The organism is Acaryochloris sp. CCMEE 5410, from assembly GCF_000238775.2.
In the GTDB taxonomy this organism is placed as follows: domain Bacteria; phylum Cyanobacteriota; class Cyanobacteriia; order Thermosynechococcales; family Thermosynechococcaceae; genus Acaryochloris.
Genome location: NZ_AFEJ02000003.1, coordinates 339,690 through 356,769, shown reverse-complemented (window position 1 = coordinate 356,769; position 17,080 = coordinate 339,690). Strand labels below are relative to the sequence as shown.

Sequence of the window (17,080 nt, the reverse complement as noted above, 5' to 3'; positions counted from 1 at the left end):
ATCCAACATATTGGCTTTACTCTGATTAATTGATAGGTAGGACGATGCTATCACATCAAATTTTTACCATCTTGAACGCTCAAGTTAGTACACTACGCCCTAGATTTAGGTATTGTTTACTGGGTGTACTTTTTATCTCTTTGGCGATAGGTACAACTTTCTTTCCGCCGATTCTCCTTATTCCAATTACCTTGTTCACAGCGTGGGCGATCAAATATGAGCTGTCGGTTTTGGAGAAACTGAAATATAGGCGACTGATCCTTGGGTTACTTTCCTTCGCTTCTGGTTTAGGAGTTTTTGGGGCTGCCCTCGATCCGGCTCATGCGATTGAATTTAGCTTTCTATTTTCAAACTCCCAAAAAGTTCTCGATACCTGCCTACTGAGACATATCTCTGGACTGACGATTGTGTCCGGTATTATCTTTGGAACTCTCCGAGTATCGTCAATGGTCGCTTTAGGCGTGGTTGGAGTCAAGATTTTCAATAATCGTCGAGAGGGTCAGGAATTTCAAGAAATTCTGACCATGACGATTGTTGCCATGTTAGTAGTTATTGTTTTGGGCGTTCTTGAACCCTTTATCGTTGGTAAAGGGTGTTGATATGGCACGTAAATCAATAAGAGTTAATCGCGCCCTTAGCAAAAACGCAAGTGTTGGAGTACTTGACAGTTCTCAGATACTGCCTTTTGGCCTTTCTGTCATTTTCGGGTTTGTGGTAGCAATCCTTCTCAAGCTGGATTTTTTATGGACAGTTCTATTGATTGCTTGGCCGTTTCTGACCTGGGTTATCGTTTCAGGTAAAAACCCTAAGCGGTTTATGGCTAAAACCGTACCTGTTCCGAAATGGAATAGAGGAAGGGTTATCCATGTCTATTTACTCAAAAAACCTAAAGTGGGTCGCTTGAGGAAGTAATTTTATGCTTATTCATCACTCTTGTAGATGGTTTCAACACTAAAACCAAAAAAAAAGAAGGCCAAGAAGAAGCCTGTATATGCGCCTCCCTCACAAAGCTTTAAGGCATTTGAGGATGAAATAGATCTGGCCAATATTGTGGGTGTCCGCAAGAATGGCCAGGGTATGTGGGCTATGGTGAATGCTCAAAAGGAAGCCAAGCAGTTTGTCTTTGGGTGGAAATTTGAGCCAATTCATCCATCTCAGTTGAGTGATGCCCTTTACGAAGCTATCGTTTCTGGTTTAAAAGAAATCCCTAAACTTGAGCAGTTCACGGTTATTTCAAAATCCTTTGCAGATGATGAAGAACGTCAAGTTGAATTAGATGGGCTCATAGAGCAATCACCCGCACCCGAATTATCATTCTTAAATTACAGCTCGAAAGCCCGAGTTAGAGACCTAAAAGAGGCAGGGGTTCGTAAGGTTAAGGAATACTATATCTTTTTCACGCACACCGTAGAGTCTGGTGTCCATGAAGCCAAGGATCAGATCGAAGCACTGTTAGCCAAGGCGGGTAAATTTTGGGTGCGGAACATTTCGGGACGGGCAAGTGAATTAGATTATGAGACCACGCAATCCCTTCTATATGATGGGTTTGAGGCGTGGTTAGATTGGTCACAACTGATCTCCACGAAAATGAGCTTAAAAGTTTCTCCTATGGATAAGGAGGACTTTTGGGCTTACCTCTACCGGCAAATTCATGGGCGTAAGCCTCCAATGCTCTGCCCTCACTGGCTTATGCAGGATGATAGGGGCCTTCGTCAAGAATATGCGCGAGATCAATCAACCCTTCCCTGTGCTATTGAGCCAATTGATGGGTCTGAACTCCATATTTCCTCACATCTAATCCCGAATAAAAACTATATTCCTCAACCCGATAAAGAATGGGTGTACCTGCCAGCTCGGGAAAAGTACGTTGGGGTTGTGACGTTTGAACAGCCCCCTGATGGTTGGCGGAGTGAAGACGCTCGGTTCACTTGGCTCTGGGATGAAGTTATTTCTCAAGAGAAAGTTGTGGATGCGGAGATCATTACCCAGTATTCATGGGTAAATCCGAGAGACAGCTTAATGGCGCTTCAGCGATATACGCAACAGCAAAAAGGAGCGTCTAGTACAGCAGAAGAGAAGAAAAAAGTTAATAAACATGCTGATCTGCAATTGGAGGAGGCAGAGGAAGCCCAAGAAAGTCTGATGAGAGGGGATGTTCCCGTTTTTGTTGGCATCGCTATATTGGTTTATGCAGATAGTCTTCAGGCGTTAGAGTCTTCTCTCCGGTATGTGAAAAACCGTTTTAGGCTTCCTGCTGTAGTGATTCAAGAGCAAGATTATGCGTGGCGAGTGTGGCTCCAAACCTTGCCATTGAAGTGGGAAGGGCTATACCTTCAGCCTTACGATATGCGGCTGAAGCTAAGAGCCAGCGATGCTTTGGCATTTGCTCAGTTTATGGGAACCAAAAGTCGTAGTGATGGTGGTCCTGAGTTTATCGCTGAGAATGGAGGTTCCCCGATCTTCGTTGGTTTAGAAGATACGCTAGGCAGTCCTAGACATGGTGTTTTCTTTGGTAGAAGTGGTTCGGGTAAGTCAGTTCTAGTCGCGATCTACTTACTCTATGCCCTCTCTATCGGGATGCAGGTAACCATGATTGACCTGCCCAAAAATAATGGTTTAAGTACCTATACTTGGCTGGTTAATTTTCTGGGTGGTGCAGAGTTTGATACCGGAAAATCCTCGAATAACCTTTTTGAGTTGATTGATGTGAGGGGTCTTGAGCCAAAATTAGCTGAACAGCGATTACAAAGCTTTTATAAAAGTGCAAATAATATCGTTAAAAGCTTGGTCTTGGACAATCGTAGTGATTCCGAGCCATTACCGATTACGGCAATTGAGTCGTTGATCACTCTTGCAGTTTCAGCATTCTATAGAGACCCCACCATACAAGAGCGGTGTGCTAGTGCTAGATCCGCTGGAATAGGAACCCAGGAATGGGAGGCTTGGCCAACCCTAACAGATTTATATCCTTTCTTTAACCACCAACGCCTCAACTTAGAGGATTTTGGAACAGATTTAGATAAAGCAATGAATTTCATTCGCTTACGGCTCCGGTACTGGATGGATTCTCCCTTGGGGAATGCCATCAACAAGCCTTCTTCGTTTGATGGCAGCTCACCCCTGACAATGTTCGCGCTTCGAGATTTGAGCAGCAATGAGGAAGCAGGTTTATTGGGGCTATCGGCTCAAACTGCGGCAACCCGTCGGGCGTTATCGGCACCCAGAAGCTTGTTTTACGTGGATGAAGCGTCCGTGCTACTTCAATTTGCAGAACTAGCTAAAAGTGTTGGCAAGTTAATGGCCATTGGTCGTGCGGCTGGTCTATCTGTTTTACTTGCAACCCAAGACCCAAACATTCTAGAGGAATGTGCTGCTGGTCATAAGATTCGTCAAAACATCAGTTTTCGGGTTACAGGACGAATAAACAAAGATGCGATTGAAACGTTTGGACGGATGTTCGGCTACGAGGAGAGCGAAATTAAGCCCAACGCAGAGGAAGAATTTTTACCCAGCCTCGATCAGATCTACAGTCGTTGGTTAGTTGATGATGATGGCCTGAAGACTCCCTGCCGATATTATCCACCGCTTAATTTACTAGGAATAACAGCCAACGACCCAATTGAGGTAGAGATTCGGTCGTTATTTCAACAATGGTATCCCACCAATAAATATGAGGCACTTGGCCGATTTAGTCAGTACATGGCGAGTGTGTTCAGGCAAGGAAAGGTTTTGAAACGTTTACCCGAAGGAGTTCGACTATGAAGAAAATTAAGCTTATACCACCACTGGTTCTGGCGGCTATCCTCTCAATTGGAATTAACCGTCCTGCCCATGCGATTACAGGTACATTAAAGAACTTTTTTGAGTCAACCTTGGACTCTACAGTTGGAATATTTACCAATGAACTTCAGGGTCAATTGCAGCCCCATATTGAAAAATATGTGTCAGATACCTTGGGCGCTTTAGGTATTCCTGATCTTGACGAGGCAAGAGAAAACATTGAGGCAGATGTCGAGGCAGAAAAAGGGTCTATCTCCCGAAACCCAGAAGTTGAGAAAGGGATTCGTTCCCAGGACTTAGAAAATAGCGTCAATGATTCAATTGTCGAATCAACCTTGGGAGCTGATGCTCAAGAGGCTTCCAAAAAAGACACAGAAGCCGTTTCATCGAATTTGGATAGTATCTCTAAATCATCAACAACCGCGTTAAAAACGCCTATCACTCAGCGCAAAATGGATGCCTTTATCCAAAATCAGGCTAGAACTGCTGGGCTGATAGCCCGACAGGGAGAATCCATCAAGGCTGGTAATCGTATCTCGGCGGGGACGTTAAGGGCTGTAAACCAGGCGAACAAACGCAACTCTAGGATTGATAAAGCTGAACAAGAGGGTGGCATTGGTGAGTCGCAGAAGTTTCTGCTTGATGACGCTGCTTCAAGTGGAATGTGGGAAGCCCTTGGAAAATAAAAATGATTCTGTACCTGTTAGCGCAAGCATCCCAATCGGGTGTTCCATTTCCAACATCACCTAACCCAACATCTACTAATCCAATTGATCAGGAAACAGCCAAGGTTGGTATCGAGGTCGCAAAGCAACAGGGTGAGGCGATTGCCCAAGGTTTAGATGGATTATGGGACATATTAATCACTCCCAATAGCCCGTTGTATAGCGCCCTAATTAAAGGGTTAGCCCCAATAGTAGCTCTAGGATTCTTATTCTGGGGGAGCATCTGGGCGCGAGACATGAATCAGCAGGGTCTCTCTATGGAGTCCTTGCAAAAATTGATATGGCCCTTAATCGTCATTGTCTTGTTAAATAACAACGGTGAGTTTTTAGCGCTAGCAACTCGGGGCAGTGCATTTATTCCCCGTGAGCTTTCAAAAAAAGTCCTTACAGCGTCTTATGGGAATGTCACTGGTATAGAAGCTATCCAAAAGAAAAACCTAGATCAGGCCAAGCGTAGGGCTATTCAGGAAAGAGTTTCAGTTTGTGTGAACCAAGAACCGAAGGATGTTGAACAATGCACTATCGATGCCACTAAAAAGGTAGAAGCAGAAACAAGAGCAAATGAGAGAGAGACGCAATTTGAAGAAGAAGTATTAGAGATCGAAAATGGTCAATCTAAAGTAGTTCGACGTAAGCCCAAACCTGTAACTCGTGGAGGCAAGAAGGACAATTTTGGTGTCTTTGGTAAGGCATTTAACGATGCGTTACGAGGTGTCTTTATCTTCATCATGGCTGCATTCAACACAGCTTTCGCCTGGTTTTACAACTTTGCCATGATCGTTTGGGCCACTACTGGCCCTTTATGGATATCAATCACGCTTTTGCCTTTCAAAACAAGAGGAGTCGTGATTTTCTTCTCTGGAATTATGGGATTGGGGATGACCAATGTTACGTATTCCGTTTTAAATGTTGCATCAGCACTCGCGTTAGCGAGTGCCCAACATCCCAATGATCTGTTTTATCCAATTATCACTGGCTTATTGAATCCGTTGTTGGCCTTTGTTATTGGCGCGGGTTCTGCGATCGGTGTGTTTGTTGGCACTGGTACGGCAGTGGCTTGGTTATTGAAAGGTGGGAGGTTGAATTGATGAGATTTATTGACGCCTATATGGGTCTAAGTCTATCTATAGCAACACTTTTGGCTAGATCGGAAGGCAAAGGATATGCCCACGGTTTTTACCCAAATACAAGAATGAAGAATATCCGAGGGTGTGATTTTAGGTATGCCATTCTTGAATTAGCTGACTTCTATGATGCAGTTGGAGGATTTTCGGTACTCAGACCAACACTGTTGGTTCTCAGCGTAGCGTTAGCCTTTGTTGTGGCTTTTAGTATCTATTCCTCACTGCCAGAAGACTTGTTAGACCTATCAGTGGGCAGCATTTCTCTGTTCCTATTAGTCTTTTTAACCTTTGCCTCTTTGTTCTGCAAAACGCTACTTTATTTACTGTATTTGGGAGTTCGGCCAAAGAAAGAACGTAGATTCTTTCTGCCACGACATCTTGTGAGTATGCCAGTTGCTTTCCTGCCTCCCGCTTTGGTGATTGCTTTCCAACTGTTCCTCCTTGAGAAACCTTGGCAAGCGATGATGACGGGACTTGAGATATTCGATTTGCTGGTCGTAACCGCTGTTACCGGAGTGATTTTGGTTGTTTTTGTATGGCGAGGCTTCTCAGATCTCTTCCTTTTTCAAACCTCCTTCGATCATGCAGTTTTAACTCGTGCCAATTTTAGAGGGGCTGATTTACGAAACTGTAGCTTTAAATTTGCCGATTTGAGCTATGCAGACTTTACAGGTGCAAATATCCAAGGAGCTGACTTCAAAGGGGCGAAAACAACAACAACAAAAGGCTTGGGGGCCATCTCATGACAATATATTTGGACTCTAAAAAAACGGCACGAAGCTTTCGTAACATCAACCTTCTTCCTTACATTGCAGTGGGGGCACTTTGTTTTAGTGTGGTATCCATCGTGTTGAATCTAGTCATCGTTGGGCTTCAGGTATCGCTCATCAACAAACCATCTCCTACCCTTGTGGAAAGGAATGACGGAATTTCAATGCGAGTCGAGCCTATTGGCCATTTGGACAGGCAACCTGAAGCAGTCAAGAATTTTGTTGCTCAGAAAATGGTTCAGTTGTTTGACTGGCGACCTTACCTGACGGACCCCAACTTACCTGGAGAACCCCAGCTCGATCCTGGTGTGGAAATCGGCTCAGAACAGGAGCGAATTACAACCAAAACATGGCAGGCTGGTTTCGGGCTGGCCGCGCAAATTAGGATTCCCTATTTGCAGATGATAGCTAGACTGACGCCTGATTCAGTATTTGCGCCAGAGGAGCAGCAAAGAGCCCAAGGTGTTCTGGTGATTGAACGGATCGGTCAGCCTGAGAAAATTAAAGCAAATGAATGGAAAATTAGCATCGTATCTAAACTCCTAATTTTTGAGAATGGGGACAATTTAGGAGAACCCATACCTGTCAATAAGCACGTTTTTGTTCGCTCCGTTACCCAGCCGATATTACCTCCCGATCCAACCCCCGCCCAGCAAGCAATTGCTGAAGCTCGGAAAGCAGGCATGGAAATCTATGCTCTGCAAGACATTCAGTAAAGCAAAGAGAAAGATCCATGGCGACTACACAAGAAAATATCCAAACCTCAACAACTGATGAAGAACTTCAATTCTATTCAGGATGGGTGAGTTCAGATCAGGAATTAGCTTCTTCTGAGATAACCAATGGTAACCAGTCTGGTGATTCATCGGCAGATCCTTCTGAAGAGGAATGGGTTGAAGACTCCCTACATTCAGTCGAAGATGAGGTAGACATCGCTAAAGAAGACAGCATCGGGGGCACAGAAGTCGAAACGGTTGTAGATGAAAATATAGATTCTCAAGGTGATACCTCTGAAGCCGATGGCTCTGATGAAGCTCCAGAAGAGTGTCTAGAAGAGGTCGAAGAGGTTGAAATTGAGACCACTAAGCGCCCTATTTGGACTTCCCCCATGCTGAAATTTGGGGTGGTGGGATTTTGCTTCTTCCTTGTGGTTATTATTCTAGCTGCCGTATTTGGCAGTGTGGGTACGGTCGATTTGGGCAAACAATCACAAACTGAGCAAGCGTTAAACGACTCGTCTTCAGAATCGGAAACGATGGCTACCCCCACCAATGAGGCGGATCAGCAAAAGATTGGGGAGTTGGAGACTCAGGTTGCTTTGGGTTCACAGGCTGATGCCATGGAGCAGCTACGGGAACGTAAACAACAAGCGCAAGCCAATGATCCAAGTCAGCAAACGCAAAAATCTGCAAAGCCTAGCAGTATCAATGTTGGTAGACCGCCTACAGAGAGTAATACTGTCTCCAGTCCAGTGTCACCCACTTATGGTTCGGTTCCCAGAACACAATATGTTCCGCCTTCTCGCATTTCACCCGTAGCGATTAAGCCACCATCTCCTGCACAGATACCTTTCCCGGCAGCATCACCTTCGCCATCTCCTGAAACCGATTTAGTTGAAGAGACTCCAGTTGAACCTGCCTCCTATGGCCAGCTTCCTACTAGTGAACCTCAACCTCAGCAGAGCCCACAAATCAACACTGATAGCTCAAACCCAACGCTTGCAGCAAATTCTTTATCTCGATATACCCCAGTTGCAAACGTCAATCCTTCAGTAAATCCTTTGATAGCTGAACAAGAAGCTTTTTTACAAGGACATAAACCTGTTGTCGTGGAACCTGGAACTGCAAAAGCAGTTGTTGAAACCAACGGTATTTTCAATGGTCCGGTGACGCAGTTTAGGGTCAGACTGGCCGGGGATTTGAAAAATACAGATGGTTCTACTTCTCTATCTCAAGGGACTCAGCTACTGGTTCAAACTCAGGGTATTTTACCTAATCGAATGGTAGAGGCCAGCGTTGTGGCTATCATTGACGGACAGAACTTAAAGTCAGTCCCTGCTGGTGCTATTCAAGTGGTGAGATCAGGAGGAAAGCCTTTAAAGGCTAAGTCCTCGAAATCTGGTGGTAGTAAGTTCTTAAAGCAATTCTTGCTCGGGGCTGTAAGTCAAGGTTCACAATTCATTACCCAAGGAGATCAGCAATCCTTTTCCAATGCGAATGGCTTTTTTACGTCAAGCTCCAAGCCAAAAACCAATATAAAAACTATTGGAGCTTCTTTACTGCAAGGTGGAACACAAGCTCTTTTACCCCAAGTGCAGAATGGTCAATCTGAAGCCGAAGCTCAACCAGAGATATTTATGATTCCCACTGGAGAAAAAGTCCAGATCCAAGTAATTGATGCCTTTACTCTTTAATCGCCAGAACCATGAAACTTATTCCATCCCTGCTTTTAGCTGGAGCCTTGCTAGTCCCAACTGTGGCTATGGCTTCACCCAGGCTGAATGTTCCATCATCCGCTGCAAAAGGCTACCGTAGTGCTATTCCTGTCATTCCGTTAACGCCAAGTCGTGGCGTTAACGTTGACTTTTCTCAAATAGAAGAAAAAGTATATCAAGTATTATCTGACAACAAAGCATTACTACATGTTGAAGCTGCTCCACCGCTTGAACAAGGTGCTTCACTAGTACATTTAACCGCCCTTCGAGATACCGGAAACACATCGATTACCTTTATCACGCTAGATAAGTCTGGAGAAACCAATCATTATGTGTTCGAGGTGAAATTAGGGTCGCCTGGGCCTTACTTCATCGCTATTACGCCAGATGCAGAACCGCGTTTTTCACCGACACCGGCAGCTCTGACTACCAAGGCATTCACTCAGCATCAAGAAGGTATCAACGCAGTTCAAGCAGGAATGCGAGTCGCTGTTGGCCAAGGGCTCTTAACAAGAGGCAGTTCCCTATGGCAGGCACTGGAAAAATTTATTGCCCAAGTCAATCAGGGGGTCCATCCTAGTGAAGCCGCTCGAAGTGTTGGTATCAAACAGTCAGTTTTATCCCGCCTAATCCAGATGGGGCAAGGGTCTTTAGAGAAATTCCCTGCCCCATCTGTTCCTACTCCTGAAGAACAGGAGATGGCTGTCTTGCCCCACCCCCTACTGCACCCGCCAGTAAAAAAAAACAATTTAGTCCAAAAAAGAAGACAACTCCCATTCCTGATAAAAAGGTGGAAATTGAAGTACAGCCTCCTCCCACGTCAAAACCACAAACTCTAACCAAAACAGAATCTATCCCATCACAGAAAGCGGCAGTCAAGGTAGAGAAAAAGGCCAAAGGCCGAAAGATCACTACCCATGACCAAGCCAATGCGATCGCGCGTGGACTGCTAAAAGCCCACGATGAAAACATTGTTAGGTTTCGATCTAATACCTATTGGAAAACCCAGGACGTAATCTATCTCCTCCGCAAAGGCCACAACCGTCAATATGCCGCTAAGAGAGCCCGTGTGCCTCAAGCCCTGATTGAAAAGTTGCTCACGCTAGGTGGGTTACCGCCAGCGCAATCCCAGGTCTCCGTGAAATAAAGGAAAAAGAACAATGAGACAAAAATTACTCAGAAGAGCGATATTATTCCTGCTCTCTTGTTTTTTATTCATTGGCATTCATGCTCCATGGGCCATGTATGCCCAAAATCTCAAGCCAGGGAATGTTTTCAATGACAGTGTCAATCCTTTTTCCTTGAGACCCGATCAACATGCGCCTGAACAAATCGCGCCAGCTTCCCCAGAAGGTGTGCCTTTGACCCCTCCAGAGTTACCGCAGAAAGATGGTGCTCCTGACCTTGATCAGATATCCTTCAATGATTTGAAGTTTGAAAATACGAAGTCTATTCCAATCACTCCTGAACTTGAGCAAGCCCTCAAGCGAGAAGGACCGATTACGTGGAATACAGGTGATGCTGCATCAGATGTCCTGACTCTTGAAGATGCCAAAGAGTTTAAAGTTGCAGATTTAACCCTAGCAGAGGCGCACGACCGATCTAAGGGCAAAGAGGGGATCGACTTTAAAACGGTTGGAATCAACACAGCTAGAATTGTTTCTGCACAAAGTATCGATGGCATTGTTGATACGGTTCCAGGTTTAGGCGATCTCCCACTGGGAAAAGTGAGTCCGATCTTCAAGGTGGTTGATAATGCTGCCAAAAGCTATGCGAAGGGAGTCTTAATTCCCCTTGTGGATAAAAAGATAAAGGATATCTTAGGGGCCAACCCAGCGATTGGTGAGTTGAGGTTAGACAGTATTTTAAATCCAGGTAATATTGCCGATATACCCGGCTTACAGGATGTTCCGCTAAATCAATTTCCCGGCTACCAGAGATTTACGATTGCAGAAGCAGGTTTGGGGAATGTGCCGTTAAACAAACTTCCCGTTCCCCTAGGAAATCTCAGTCTAGCCCCCATAGGCATTGTGGACGTGGTTTGGGGGCCGCAAGAGTCTCAATCAACCCATAAACCGATCACAGGTAGTAATGTGGTTGGGTTTAAAGTGCCCTGCAAACAACGAAACTGTGCCTATCTAGAGCTACGTGATCCCGCAGGTAAGAAAGGCCCGTTGCATGGTGCCCGGTGGATCAAAGGGGGTAAGCCCGAGAAAGGAGGGCAAATGGTTCCGGGGGGTTCAGGGGCTGTAGGTAAAGCACTCGGGGGCAAAGAACCTACAGGAAGGATGCCGTTTGGGGGACAGTCCAAGATAAAATTGGTGATTTCTGATACGGATGAGGCTACAGGCACCTCTGAGCTGAGTATCTATCTCGGTGGATATTGTTACGGTGCTGCGGGTTGTGCCCCCTACATTTTTGGACCCATTAAATTTGCAACCATTCATGAAGGCGACCCTTTACTGGTTGGTTTTGACCCAGCTTCTGGCAAAGCGAAAGCACCGGAACCTAATGTGAAGATCCCGGACCAGATCAAGGATCAAATTCAGCAATTGGATGAGCAGTTTGGTTCAAGCTCAGACACCGGCGAGTCTGGTGATCAGTGCTTGAAGAAAATTTCTGATAAGCTTCCCCCAGAAAAGCTCGGTAATACTTCCAGTCTTCCTCACATCCTCAAAGAAGCAGAAAAGGCTAAGCTAACACCATCACAGACTGCCTACGTAGTTGCCAGTGCATTTCAAGATGGTTCATTGGTGGAAGTGAATGAGTGGGGGAATCTGATTGCTTCTAACACCTATGGTGATTATTACCCTAGAGGCTTAGCAAGCCTAACGGGAGAACCCGCCTATCAAAAGCTATCCAAGCTTATTGGTGTTGATTTGGTTAGAGATCCAGGCAAAGCAGATGATCCTGAAGTTTCGGCCAAGGTATTAGTACTGGGGATGAAGCATGGAGCCTTTACTGGCAAACGCCTTGATAGCTACATCAATCAATCACAAGTCGATTATGTGGGTGCTCGACAGATCCTGGGTGGAAATGATGATGCACAAGATATCGCCAATCATGCCAGTCAGTACCAGGAAATTATGAAAAAATGTGCAGCTTTTGGAGGTAGTTGTGCTGGGGAAGGCACCAAAATGATCAAGCCTTCACAAGGGCCAATTACTAGCACGTTTGGTGGGAGAATCCACCCTATATCAGGGGTCTATTCTACCCATGCCGGTGTTGATATTGGTTCACCCTTTGGGAGTCCAGTTTTATCCGCTGACTGCGGAAAGGTTGTCAGGGCTCAATGGGAGGGAGGATATGGCAACAGCGTTGTTGTTGAACATAAAGGTAAGCGATTTACTCGGTATGGCCATTTATCGAAAATCAATGTTCCAGTGGGAAGCCCAGTTAATCGGGGGCAGAAAGTTGGCCAAGTTGGGAGTACTGGCAACTCAACTGGTCCTCATCTTCATTTTGAGGTGATACCAGGAAGTCCAGATAACTACCGAGATGATCCACGCAAGTACGCCGCACTCTATTAAGGAGGATGTTCGATGAATATGCATAAACGACTGCTGAAAGAGATGAGGCGGAAGTGGTTTGTTTCTTTGGGGCTGTCAGCGATTCTGTTGTCACTGATCGCTATCATCGCTCTACCCAATTTATCTTCATCACAGTTGCCCGATACTGATTTGGTTAAGGCTAAACTGACAACTCAAATCGACCCCAAGCTGCCAAAAGCAACATACCCTTGTCTTCCCGAAGAAGCAGCAAAACTCGATCTCTTAGGCGAGGTTTACTACGGAGCAAAGACCTATTACTTAGTCCGAGCAAATTTCGATAATAACAATGCTTACTGGGAGCCCTTAATTGCAGTTTCAAATCGAACTTGCAATTCCTTGAATGCCAATCCTGAGCAGCAGGCGGTTTCCCTAGAAACACTTATTGATGAAAATCTGGCGATAGAACTGTCCAAGCAACGTTACCAAAAAGTGATTTCTGAAATTGGAGGAAAGCATAAATTGGAAGCGGAGTTAGCAAGGCAATCGAGGGAAAATCCTAAACTCTTAATACCAAGAGCGTTCTACAAGGCCCTTGAACAGCTTGACATCAAAATCCCTAGAAACTTGCAACCGACCAGTAAGCTAACGCCAGATCAGTTTGCCTTGGGGCTAAATATGCATTAGGGGGCAAGTCATGCAGATCATCCGAGCTTTTAAGAGACAGAAATTATTAGCAATGGGTTTGGGTTTATTCCTCCTGGGCACCAGCTTGGTTGTCCTGAGCAGAACCTCTAATAGGCCCGTTAAAGCTGAGCTGAATCAATTTACAGGTCTCAACCAAATTGAGAAAGCGTTAAAGCAGCAAACATCGGTGCCTCCAGCCCTGCCCCGGAAGATTCCAGACGTACAACGGTCTTCTGTTTCAATACTTCTTTCTGAAGAGAAAGAATATAAGGTTTCCCTAGATGTTCATCCAGACTGCCAGGGGGCGACGGTGTGTAGCTTTGGCAGGTTAGAGGGAAAAGTCTTAACGGGTCAAACTGTTCAGGAGGAATATGGAAATCCGAAAGATCGTTCATGGCAACCTCTTGCTCAATCTCCACTACCTGAAAAAACCGTAACCCTGGCTAATGGCAATCAAGGACTATTTATTCCATGGGTCTGTGGAGCCCATTGCTCTACTTCTAAAATCGTCTGGGATCAGGACAGATACCGCTATGCGATCGGTCTCCGGGGAGGGATGATTCCTGATGATCAAGAATTGGATTTCTTGGTTGCTATGGCCAACTCTGCCATTGAGAACAAATGAAGCATTTCACCGCCCAAGCCGTCGAAAACCCTAAGTCTCCACCTAAGGTGGATGTGGATTCTTATCTATGGTCTCCCCCCGCATTAGGGATTTATGCGTGCTTGGGACTGTTAGTCGCGACAAACTTTAAAGGTCAAAAGCGCAAGGGTGTATTGGCGAGGGGGCAACTTGCAACAGATACCCACAAAGCTGCTGCCCGCAAAGAAGCTATGAAGCTGATCAAGCGGAGGCGGCATAACGAGGTGGCGTTGTATATCCAAACCCCTGAAGGACTGAGATACCGGAAGAAGGGGAAGAAGACGGTTATTAGTATTCCAGAAGATCCACAAACCTTATACTTCCCGAACATGGAAGCTGGTACAGCCGCGATCGGGGCAACGGGTTCGGGAAAGTCCTACTCGTTGATTAACCGACTGATTAAAGCAGCATTTGACCAGCATTTCCCAGTCATTTACTTCGACTTGAAGTATACGGATAAAGAGTCGCCAACCTCGCAATTAATTGGCATAGCAAAAAAACGAGGTTATAAAGTCAATGTTTTCGCTCCCAGCTTGCCTGAGTCATGCATTGTTAATCCAGTCGATTTATTGGCTAATGAGCTGGATGCTGAAATAGCACGTCAATTTGCCTTGGTCTTGCATAGGAATTTCACACCGGCAAAGTCTAGCGAAGGCAATCCATTTTTTCCCCAAGCAGCCCAAAAGCTCATTCAGGGGTTGATGATGCTGGCCAAAATGAGTCAGTATCCAGACCTAATGATGTGCAGGAGCATTCTCAAAACACCAAATCTGGCAGATCTCATTGAACAGGCTGATATTCCAGAGATGGTCAAAGTGGTATTTGATACCATGATTTCCTCAAAGGATTCTCCTGAGACATTCGCCAGTATTGTGTCTACGGTGTCCAATACCTTGGGCAACCTAATGACTCCTAATGTACTACCTGCAATATGTGGCAAAACAAACATGCCACTTGACTTAGAGGGTCGGCAGCTCTTGATATTTGGAGTTAATGGACAGTGTGTGGATGTTGTGTTGCCTATTATTGCAACGGTATTGCACTTAGTTGTCAATCGTAATGTTACTCGTCCTCGCCAGACTCCATTGATATTGGGGTTGGATGAAATACCATCTATCTTCTTACCCGCCCTGGATGATTGGTTGAACCAACGGCGCTCAGCAGGTCTTTGCACAATTTTGGGCTTTCAAAGTATGGAGATGCTAGAAAAGCTTTATACGAAGCCGGGGGCAAGCCGTATTCTTGGTGGCTGCACGACTCAAGCTATTTTCCAGCTCAATGAGTCAGAATCTGCTAAGCTATTCGCAGAACTTCCAGGTAGTGAAGACGCATTATTTCGGCAAAGATCTAGAAGTAGCGGTAGAAAAAGTCGGTCTACAACCAATGCTGAACAGCGCCAAACGACTAAGTTAGTTGAACCAAATGAAATTGCCACTTTCCCTCGTGGAAAAGCACTGATCTTCAGTCGTGGCAATAGTGATGGTAAAAATGTTCGTGTTCCCCTGGTGGAAAACATCGTCATTCCTCAGAGGGATATTGATGAGGTAAACGCAAGCGTAAAACAATGGCCAAAGATTCGGCAAGAGCTGATAGAAAGATCAGCTTTTTCAATGCCAACAAATCAAGATTTTCGGAATCGAGATCAAGAGGTATACGAGCTTCTAAAAGCTCGATTGACGCCAGAGCAGGAGGCTGCATTAGAGAAGCAGCGTCTTAAGGATGCTGAAGAGTTTAGAAACCTATAACGGAGATAAAGCAATGAATAAATTATTAGAAAGCGATCTGGATATGGCTCGTAAGATTCTTCCAACAGCCATATATAATCAATTCGCTCAAGATTACCCCGACCAAGTGATTAGTGCGGCTGAGTTTGCTTCGGTAACTCCGCTACCTGATGGATATAAAGCCGAAATCCTTGAAGTATATGGAGGACTGTCAGCGGAGCCAGCAATAGTTTTTCATGATGATGAACTGGTGGATGGTGATTTCTCCATCTTCGAGATCACCAATGATGTCATTGGTATTGATGTGGATGGCACGCCTCGATATAGCGAAATTCAAGGTGAGATTCTGTTGAATACCCTCGGTGGATTAGTTTTGCCCACTGAAATTGCGGCGGCTGAAGGTGTGCTCAACATGATGATCAAGGATCTAGTGCTCCCTGAATTGCCTGAAGAATAAGCTTCCCAAAGTATTGCCACATTTAGCTAAAGATTGAGGTTAACACCATGCCAGAACAAGGAATAGATCTGCCAGACAATGGCCAAGAAGGACAACAGACACAATTAAGCGTAGCTCAAGGTGCAGCAGAATCTGCCCAAGACGTATTACGTTCGATTGGCCAAGCTATTGCACAAATTAGAAAAGCTGCTAAAGCCAAAGGACTTCCAGACAATACTCCCGTCACAATTAAAGTAGGTAGGGTCAACGTCTACAAATCAGAAACGCTATCTGCCAAAGATGGGAAGTACAATCTCAAACCTGAACACCGAGATACTTTTCAAAAAGCCTTTTCAGACCCTCAGAAGGTTAAAGGTAGTGTCAAGGTGTATGTAGGAGATATGTCTGATCCTGCTGCCCACATAAGCAAGGGCAAAGTAAACGATGATTTAGGGGTTTTTCAATCAGAGAAGCAGAAGCAATCTACTTCTCAAGAGGCTGCATCTAGCTCAACTAAGTCGAAAAAATCACTGGATCAAGCCATTGATACCTTAACGGAAGCAACGAAAAAAGCTGCTAAGCAGTCTGAGCAAGTGAAGCAGCAAACAGGTAGCTCTTCCCAGGCAAAGCAATCTGGGGAGAAAAAGCAATCTTTATCAGCTTCTGTTGAAGAGCTGAAAGGTATGGTTGCTGCTCAACAGGCGGCTATCGCTAAATTAGAGCAACGGATAGCTGCACTAGAGCAGAATAAAGATACCCAGCAAGCGGTTGCGACGAAACGCTCAAGCTCTGTTGGTCAATGGCTGAAAACCATAAAAGATAAAGTAGTCTCAGCTTATAAGTCCGTCACTCAGAAATGGTCCCAGAGAGTCAAAGATAAAAGTCAGCAAATAAAGTCTCAGACACAAAAAGTTACTAAGGGGGCCGTGAACAAAGTAACCAATGCTGCGCTCAAGGCCGTAGATCCTGGTGTTCGATTGGCAATAAAAAATGCGGGCACTCCACAGGATGACGGTTCTAGGGTTCTTGAAACTAAAGACTACAATCTCAAGATGGCTAAAGATGGACAGGTAACGATGTCCCGTAAAGAGTCTGGTGAGCCCATTCCTTCAGAGCAATTAACGGCAAAGGAGCAGGGCCTTCTGGATAAAGTCGGACAAAAAGGCCGTGATAAGTACGCGGACAAGCAGACTCAGACTCCTCAACAGAAACCCCCAGTTGCAAAACAAAGACCAGTTGCCGTAAAAAGGTAGGTGATGTCGCTTGGAT

General features: G+C 45.3%; 16 protein-coding genes. All 16 read left to right on the top strand.

Features of this window, described 5'->3' with window-relative positions; translation table 11 throughout:
- Nucleotides 1–230: 230 nt before the first annotated feature.
- The 16 genes from ON05_RS31905 to ON05_RS31830 are packed head-to-tail and all read left to right on the top strand — an operon-like array spanning nucleotide 231 to nucleotide 17,064.
- Entirely contained in the window at nucleotides 231–599 is a 369-nt protein-coding gene (locus tag ON05_RS31905; protein ID WP_010474865.1) for a hypothetical protein, read from the top strand.
- Nucleotide 600: 1 nt separating this feature from the next.
- Nucleotides 601–912 (top strand): hypothetical protein, encoded by a 312-nt coding sequence (locus ON05_RS31900; RefSeq protein ID WP_010474864.1) that lies wholly within the window; start codon nucleotides 601–603, stop codon nucleotides 910–912.
- Nucleotides 913–939: 27 nt separating this feature from the next.
- The gene (locus ON05_RS31895) at nucleotides 940–3,762 is read left to right on the top strand and encodes a hypothetical protein (RefSeq protein ID WP_262562505.1); all 2,823 of its coding nucleotides are present in this window, start codon (nucleotides 940–942) and stop codon (nucleotides 3,760–3,762) included.
- Nucleotides 3,759–4,466: a hypothetical protein gene (locus ON05_RS31890; RefSeq protein ID WP_010474860.1), complete on the top strand. Its 708-nt coding sequence runs from the start codon at nucleotides 3,759–3,761 to the stop codon at nucleotides 4,464–4,466. The genes ON05_RS31895 and ON05_RS31890 overlap by 4 nt, the downstream gene beginning before the upstream one ends.
- Before the next feature lie 2 nt (nucleotides 4,467–4,468).
- On the top strand, nucleotides 4,469–5,593 hold the full coding sequence (locus ON05_RS31885) for a hypothetical protein (RefSeq protein WP_010474858.1): 1,125 nt from the start codon (nucleotides 4,469–4,471) through the stop codon (nucleotides 5,591–5,593).
- A complete protein-coding gene (locus ON05_RS31880; protein ID WP_236618991.1) occupies nucleotides 5,593–6,375 on the top strand; it encodes a pentapeptide repeat-containing protein in 783 nt (260 codons plus the stop codon). The genes ON05_RS31885 and ON05_RS31880 overlap by 1 nt, the downstream gene beginning before the upstream one ends.
- The gene (locus ON05_RS31875) at nucleotides 6,372–7,115 is read left to right on the top strand and encodes a hypothetical protein (RefSeq protein ID WP_262562504.1); all 744 of its coding nucleotides are present in this window, start codon (nucleotides 6,372–6,374) and stop codon (nucleotides 7,113–7,115) included. The genes ON05_RS31880 and ON05_RS31875 overlap by 4 nt, the downstream gene beginning before the upstream one ends.
- A gap of 17 nt (nucleotides 7,116–7,132) precedes the next feature.
- Complete coding sequence (locus ON05_RS31870; RefSeq protein WP_010474854.1) at nucleotides 7,133–8,812, top strand: hypothetical protein; 1,680 nt, start codon at nucleotides 7,133–7,135, stop codon at nucleotides 8,810–8,812.
- Between the two features lie 11 nt (nucleotides 8,813–8,823).
- Complete coding sequence (locus ON05_RS31865; RefSeq protein ID WP_262562503.1) at nucleotides 8,824–9,672, top strand: hypothetical protein; 849 nt, start codon at nucleotides 8,824–8,826, stop codon at nucleotides 9,670–9,672.
- Complete coding sequence (locus ON05_RS31860) at nucleotides 9,624–9,980, top strand: hypothetical protein (RefSeq protein ID WP_262562502.1); 357 nt, start codon at nucleotides 9,624–9,626, stop codon at nucleotides 9,978–9,980. The genes ON05_RS31865 and ON05_RS31860 overlap by 49 nt, the downstream gene beginning before the upstream one ends.
- Before the next feature lie 13 nt (nucleotides 9,981–9,993).
- The gene (locus ON05_RS31855) at nucleotides 9,994–12,363 is read left to right on the top strand and encodes a M23 family metallopeptidase (protein ID WP_010474851.1); all 2,370 of its coding nucleotides are present in this window, start codon (nucleotides 9,994–9,996) and stop codon (nucleotides 12,361–12,363) included.
- An 18-nt stretch (nucleotides 12,364–12,381) separates the two neighbouring features.
- Nucleotides 12,382–13,008 (top strand): hypothetical protein, encoded by a 627-nt coding sequence (locus tag ON05_RS31850; protein WP_262562501.1) that lies wholly within the window; start codon nucleotides 12,382–12,384, stop codon nucleotides 13,006–13,008.
- Nucleotides 13,009–13,018: 10 nt separating this feature from the next.
- Nucleotides 13,019–13,633, top strand: coding sequence for a hypothetical protein (locus ON05_RS31845; protein WP_010474847.1), 615 nt, complete (start codon nucleotides 13,019–13,021; stop codon nucleotides 13,631–13,633).
- Nucleotides 13,630–15,396, top strand: a complete 1,767-nt coding sequence (locus ON05_RS31840) for a type IV secretory system conjugative DNA transfer family protein (RefSeq protein WP_010474845.1) — start codon at nucleotides 13,630–13,632, stop codon at nucleotides 15,394–15,396. The genes ON05_RS31845 and ON05_RS31840 overlap by 4 nt, the downstream gene beginning before the upstream one ends.
- 13 nt (nucleotides 15,397–15,409) lie before the next feature.
- Entirely contained in the window at nucleotides 15,410–15,832 is a 423-nt protein-coding gene (locus ON05_RS31835) for a hypothetical protein (RefSeq protein ID WP_139025838.1), read from the top strand.
- Between the two features lie 47 nt (nucleotides 15,833–15,879).
- The gene (locus ON05_RS31830) at nucleotides 15,880–17,064 is read left to right on the top strand and encodes a hypothetical protein (protein ID WP_010474841.1); all 1,185 of its coding nucleotides are present in this window, start codon (nucleotides 15,880–15,882) and stop codon (nucleotides 17,062–17,064) included.
- Nucleotides 17,065–17,080 lie beyond the last annotated feature (16 nt).

Excerpts from the sequence above, each read along its gene's own strand:
- ON05_RS31835 (WP_139025838.1), top strand. The coding sequence starts at position 15,410 with ATGAATAAATTATTAGAAAGCGATCTGGATATGGCTCGTAAGATTCTT.
- ON05_RS31885 (WP_010474858.1), top strand. The coding sequence starts at position 4,469 with ATGATTCTGTACCTGTTAGCGCAAGCATCCCAATCGGGTGTTCCATTT.
- ON05_RS31875 (WP_262562504.1), top strand. The coding sequence starts at position 6,372 with ATGACAATATATTTGGACTCTAAAAAAACGGCACGAAGCTTTCGTAAC.
- ON05_RS31870 (WP_010474854.1), top strand. The coding sequence starts at position 7,133 with ATGGCGACTACACAAGAAAATATCCAAACCTCAACAACTGATGAAGAA.
- ON05_RS31880 (WP_236618991.1), top strand. The coding sequence starts at position 5,593 with ATGAGATTTATTGACGCCTATATGGGTCTAAGTCTATCTATAGCAACA.
- ON05_RS31855 (WP_010474851.1), top strand. The coding sequence starts at position 9,994 with ATGAGACAAAAATTACTCAGAAGAGCGATATTATTCCTGCTCTCTTGT.
- ON05_RS31845 (WP_010474847.1), top strand. The coding sequence starts at position 13,019 with ATGCAGATCATCCGAGCTTTTAAGAGACAGAAATTATTAGCAATGGGT.
- ON05_RS31865 (WP_262562503.1), top strand. The coding sequence starts at position 8,824 with ATGAAACTTATTCCATCCCTGCTTTTAGCTGGAGCCTTGCTAGTCCCA.
- ON05_RS31830 (WP_010474841.1), top strand. The coding sequence starts at position 15,880 with ATGCCAGAACAAGGAATAGATCTGCCAGACAATGGCCAAGAAGGACAA.
- ON05_RS31890 (WP_010474860.1), top strand. The coding sequence starts at position 3,759 with ATGAAGAAAATTAAGCTTATACCACCACTGGTTCTGGCGGCTATCCTC.
- ON05_RS31895 (WP_262562505.1), top strand. The coding sequence starts at position 940 with ATGGTTTCAACACTAAAACCAAAAAAAAAGAAGGCCAAGAAGAAGCCT.
- ON05_RS31850 (WP_262562501.1), top strand. The coding sequence starts at position 12,382 with ATGCATAAACGACTGCTGAAAGAGATGAGGCGGAAGTGGTTTGTTTCT.
- ON05_RS31840 (WP_010474845.1), top strand. The coding sequence starts at position 13,630 with ATGAAGCATTTCACCGCCCAAGCCGTCGAAAACCCTAAGTCTCCACCT.
- ON05_RS31900 (WP_010474864.1), top strand. The coding sequence starts at position 601 with ATGGCACGTAAATCAATAAGAGTTAATCGCGCCCTTAGCAAAAACGCA.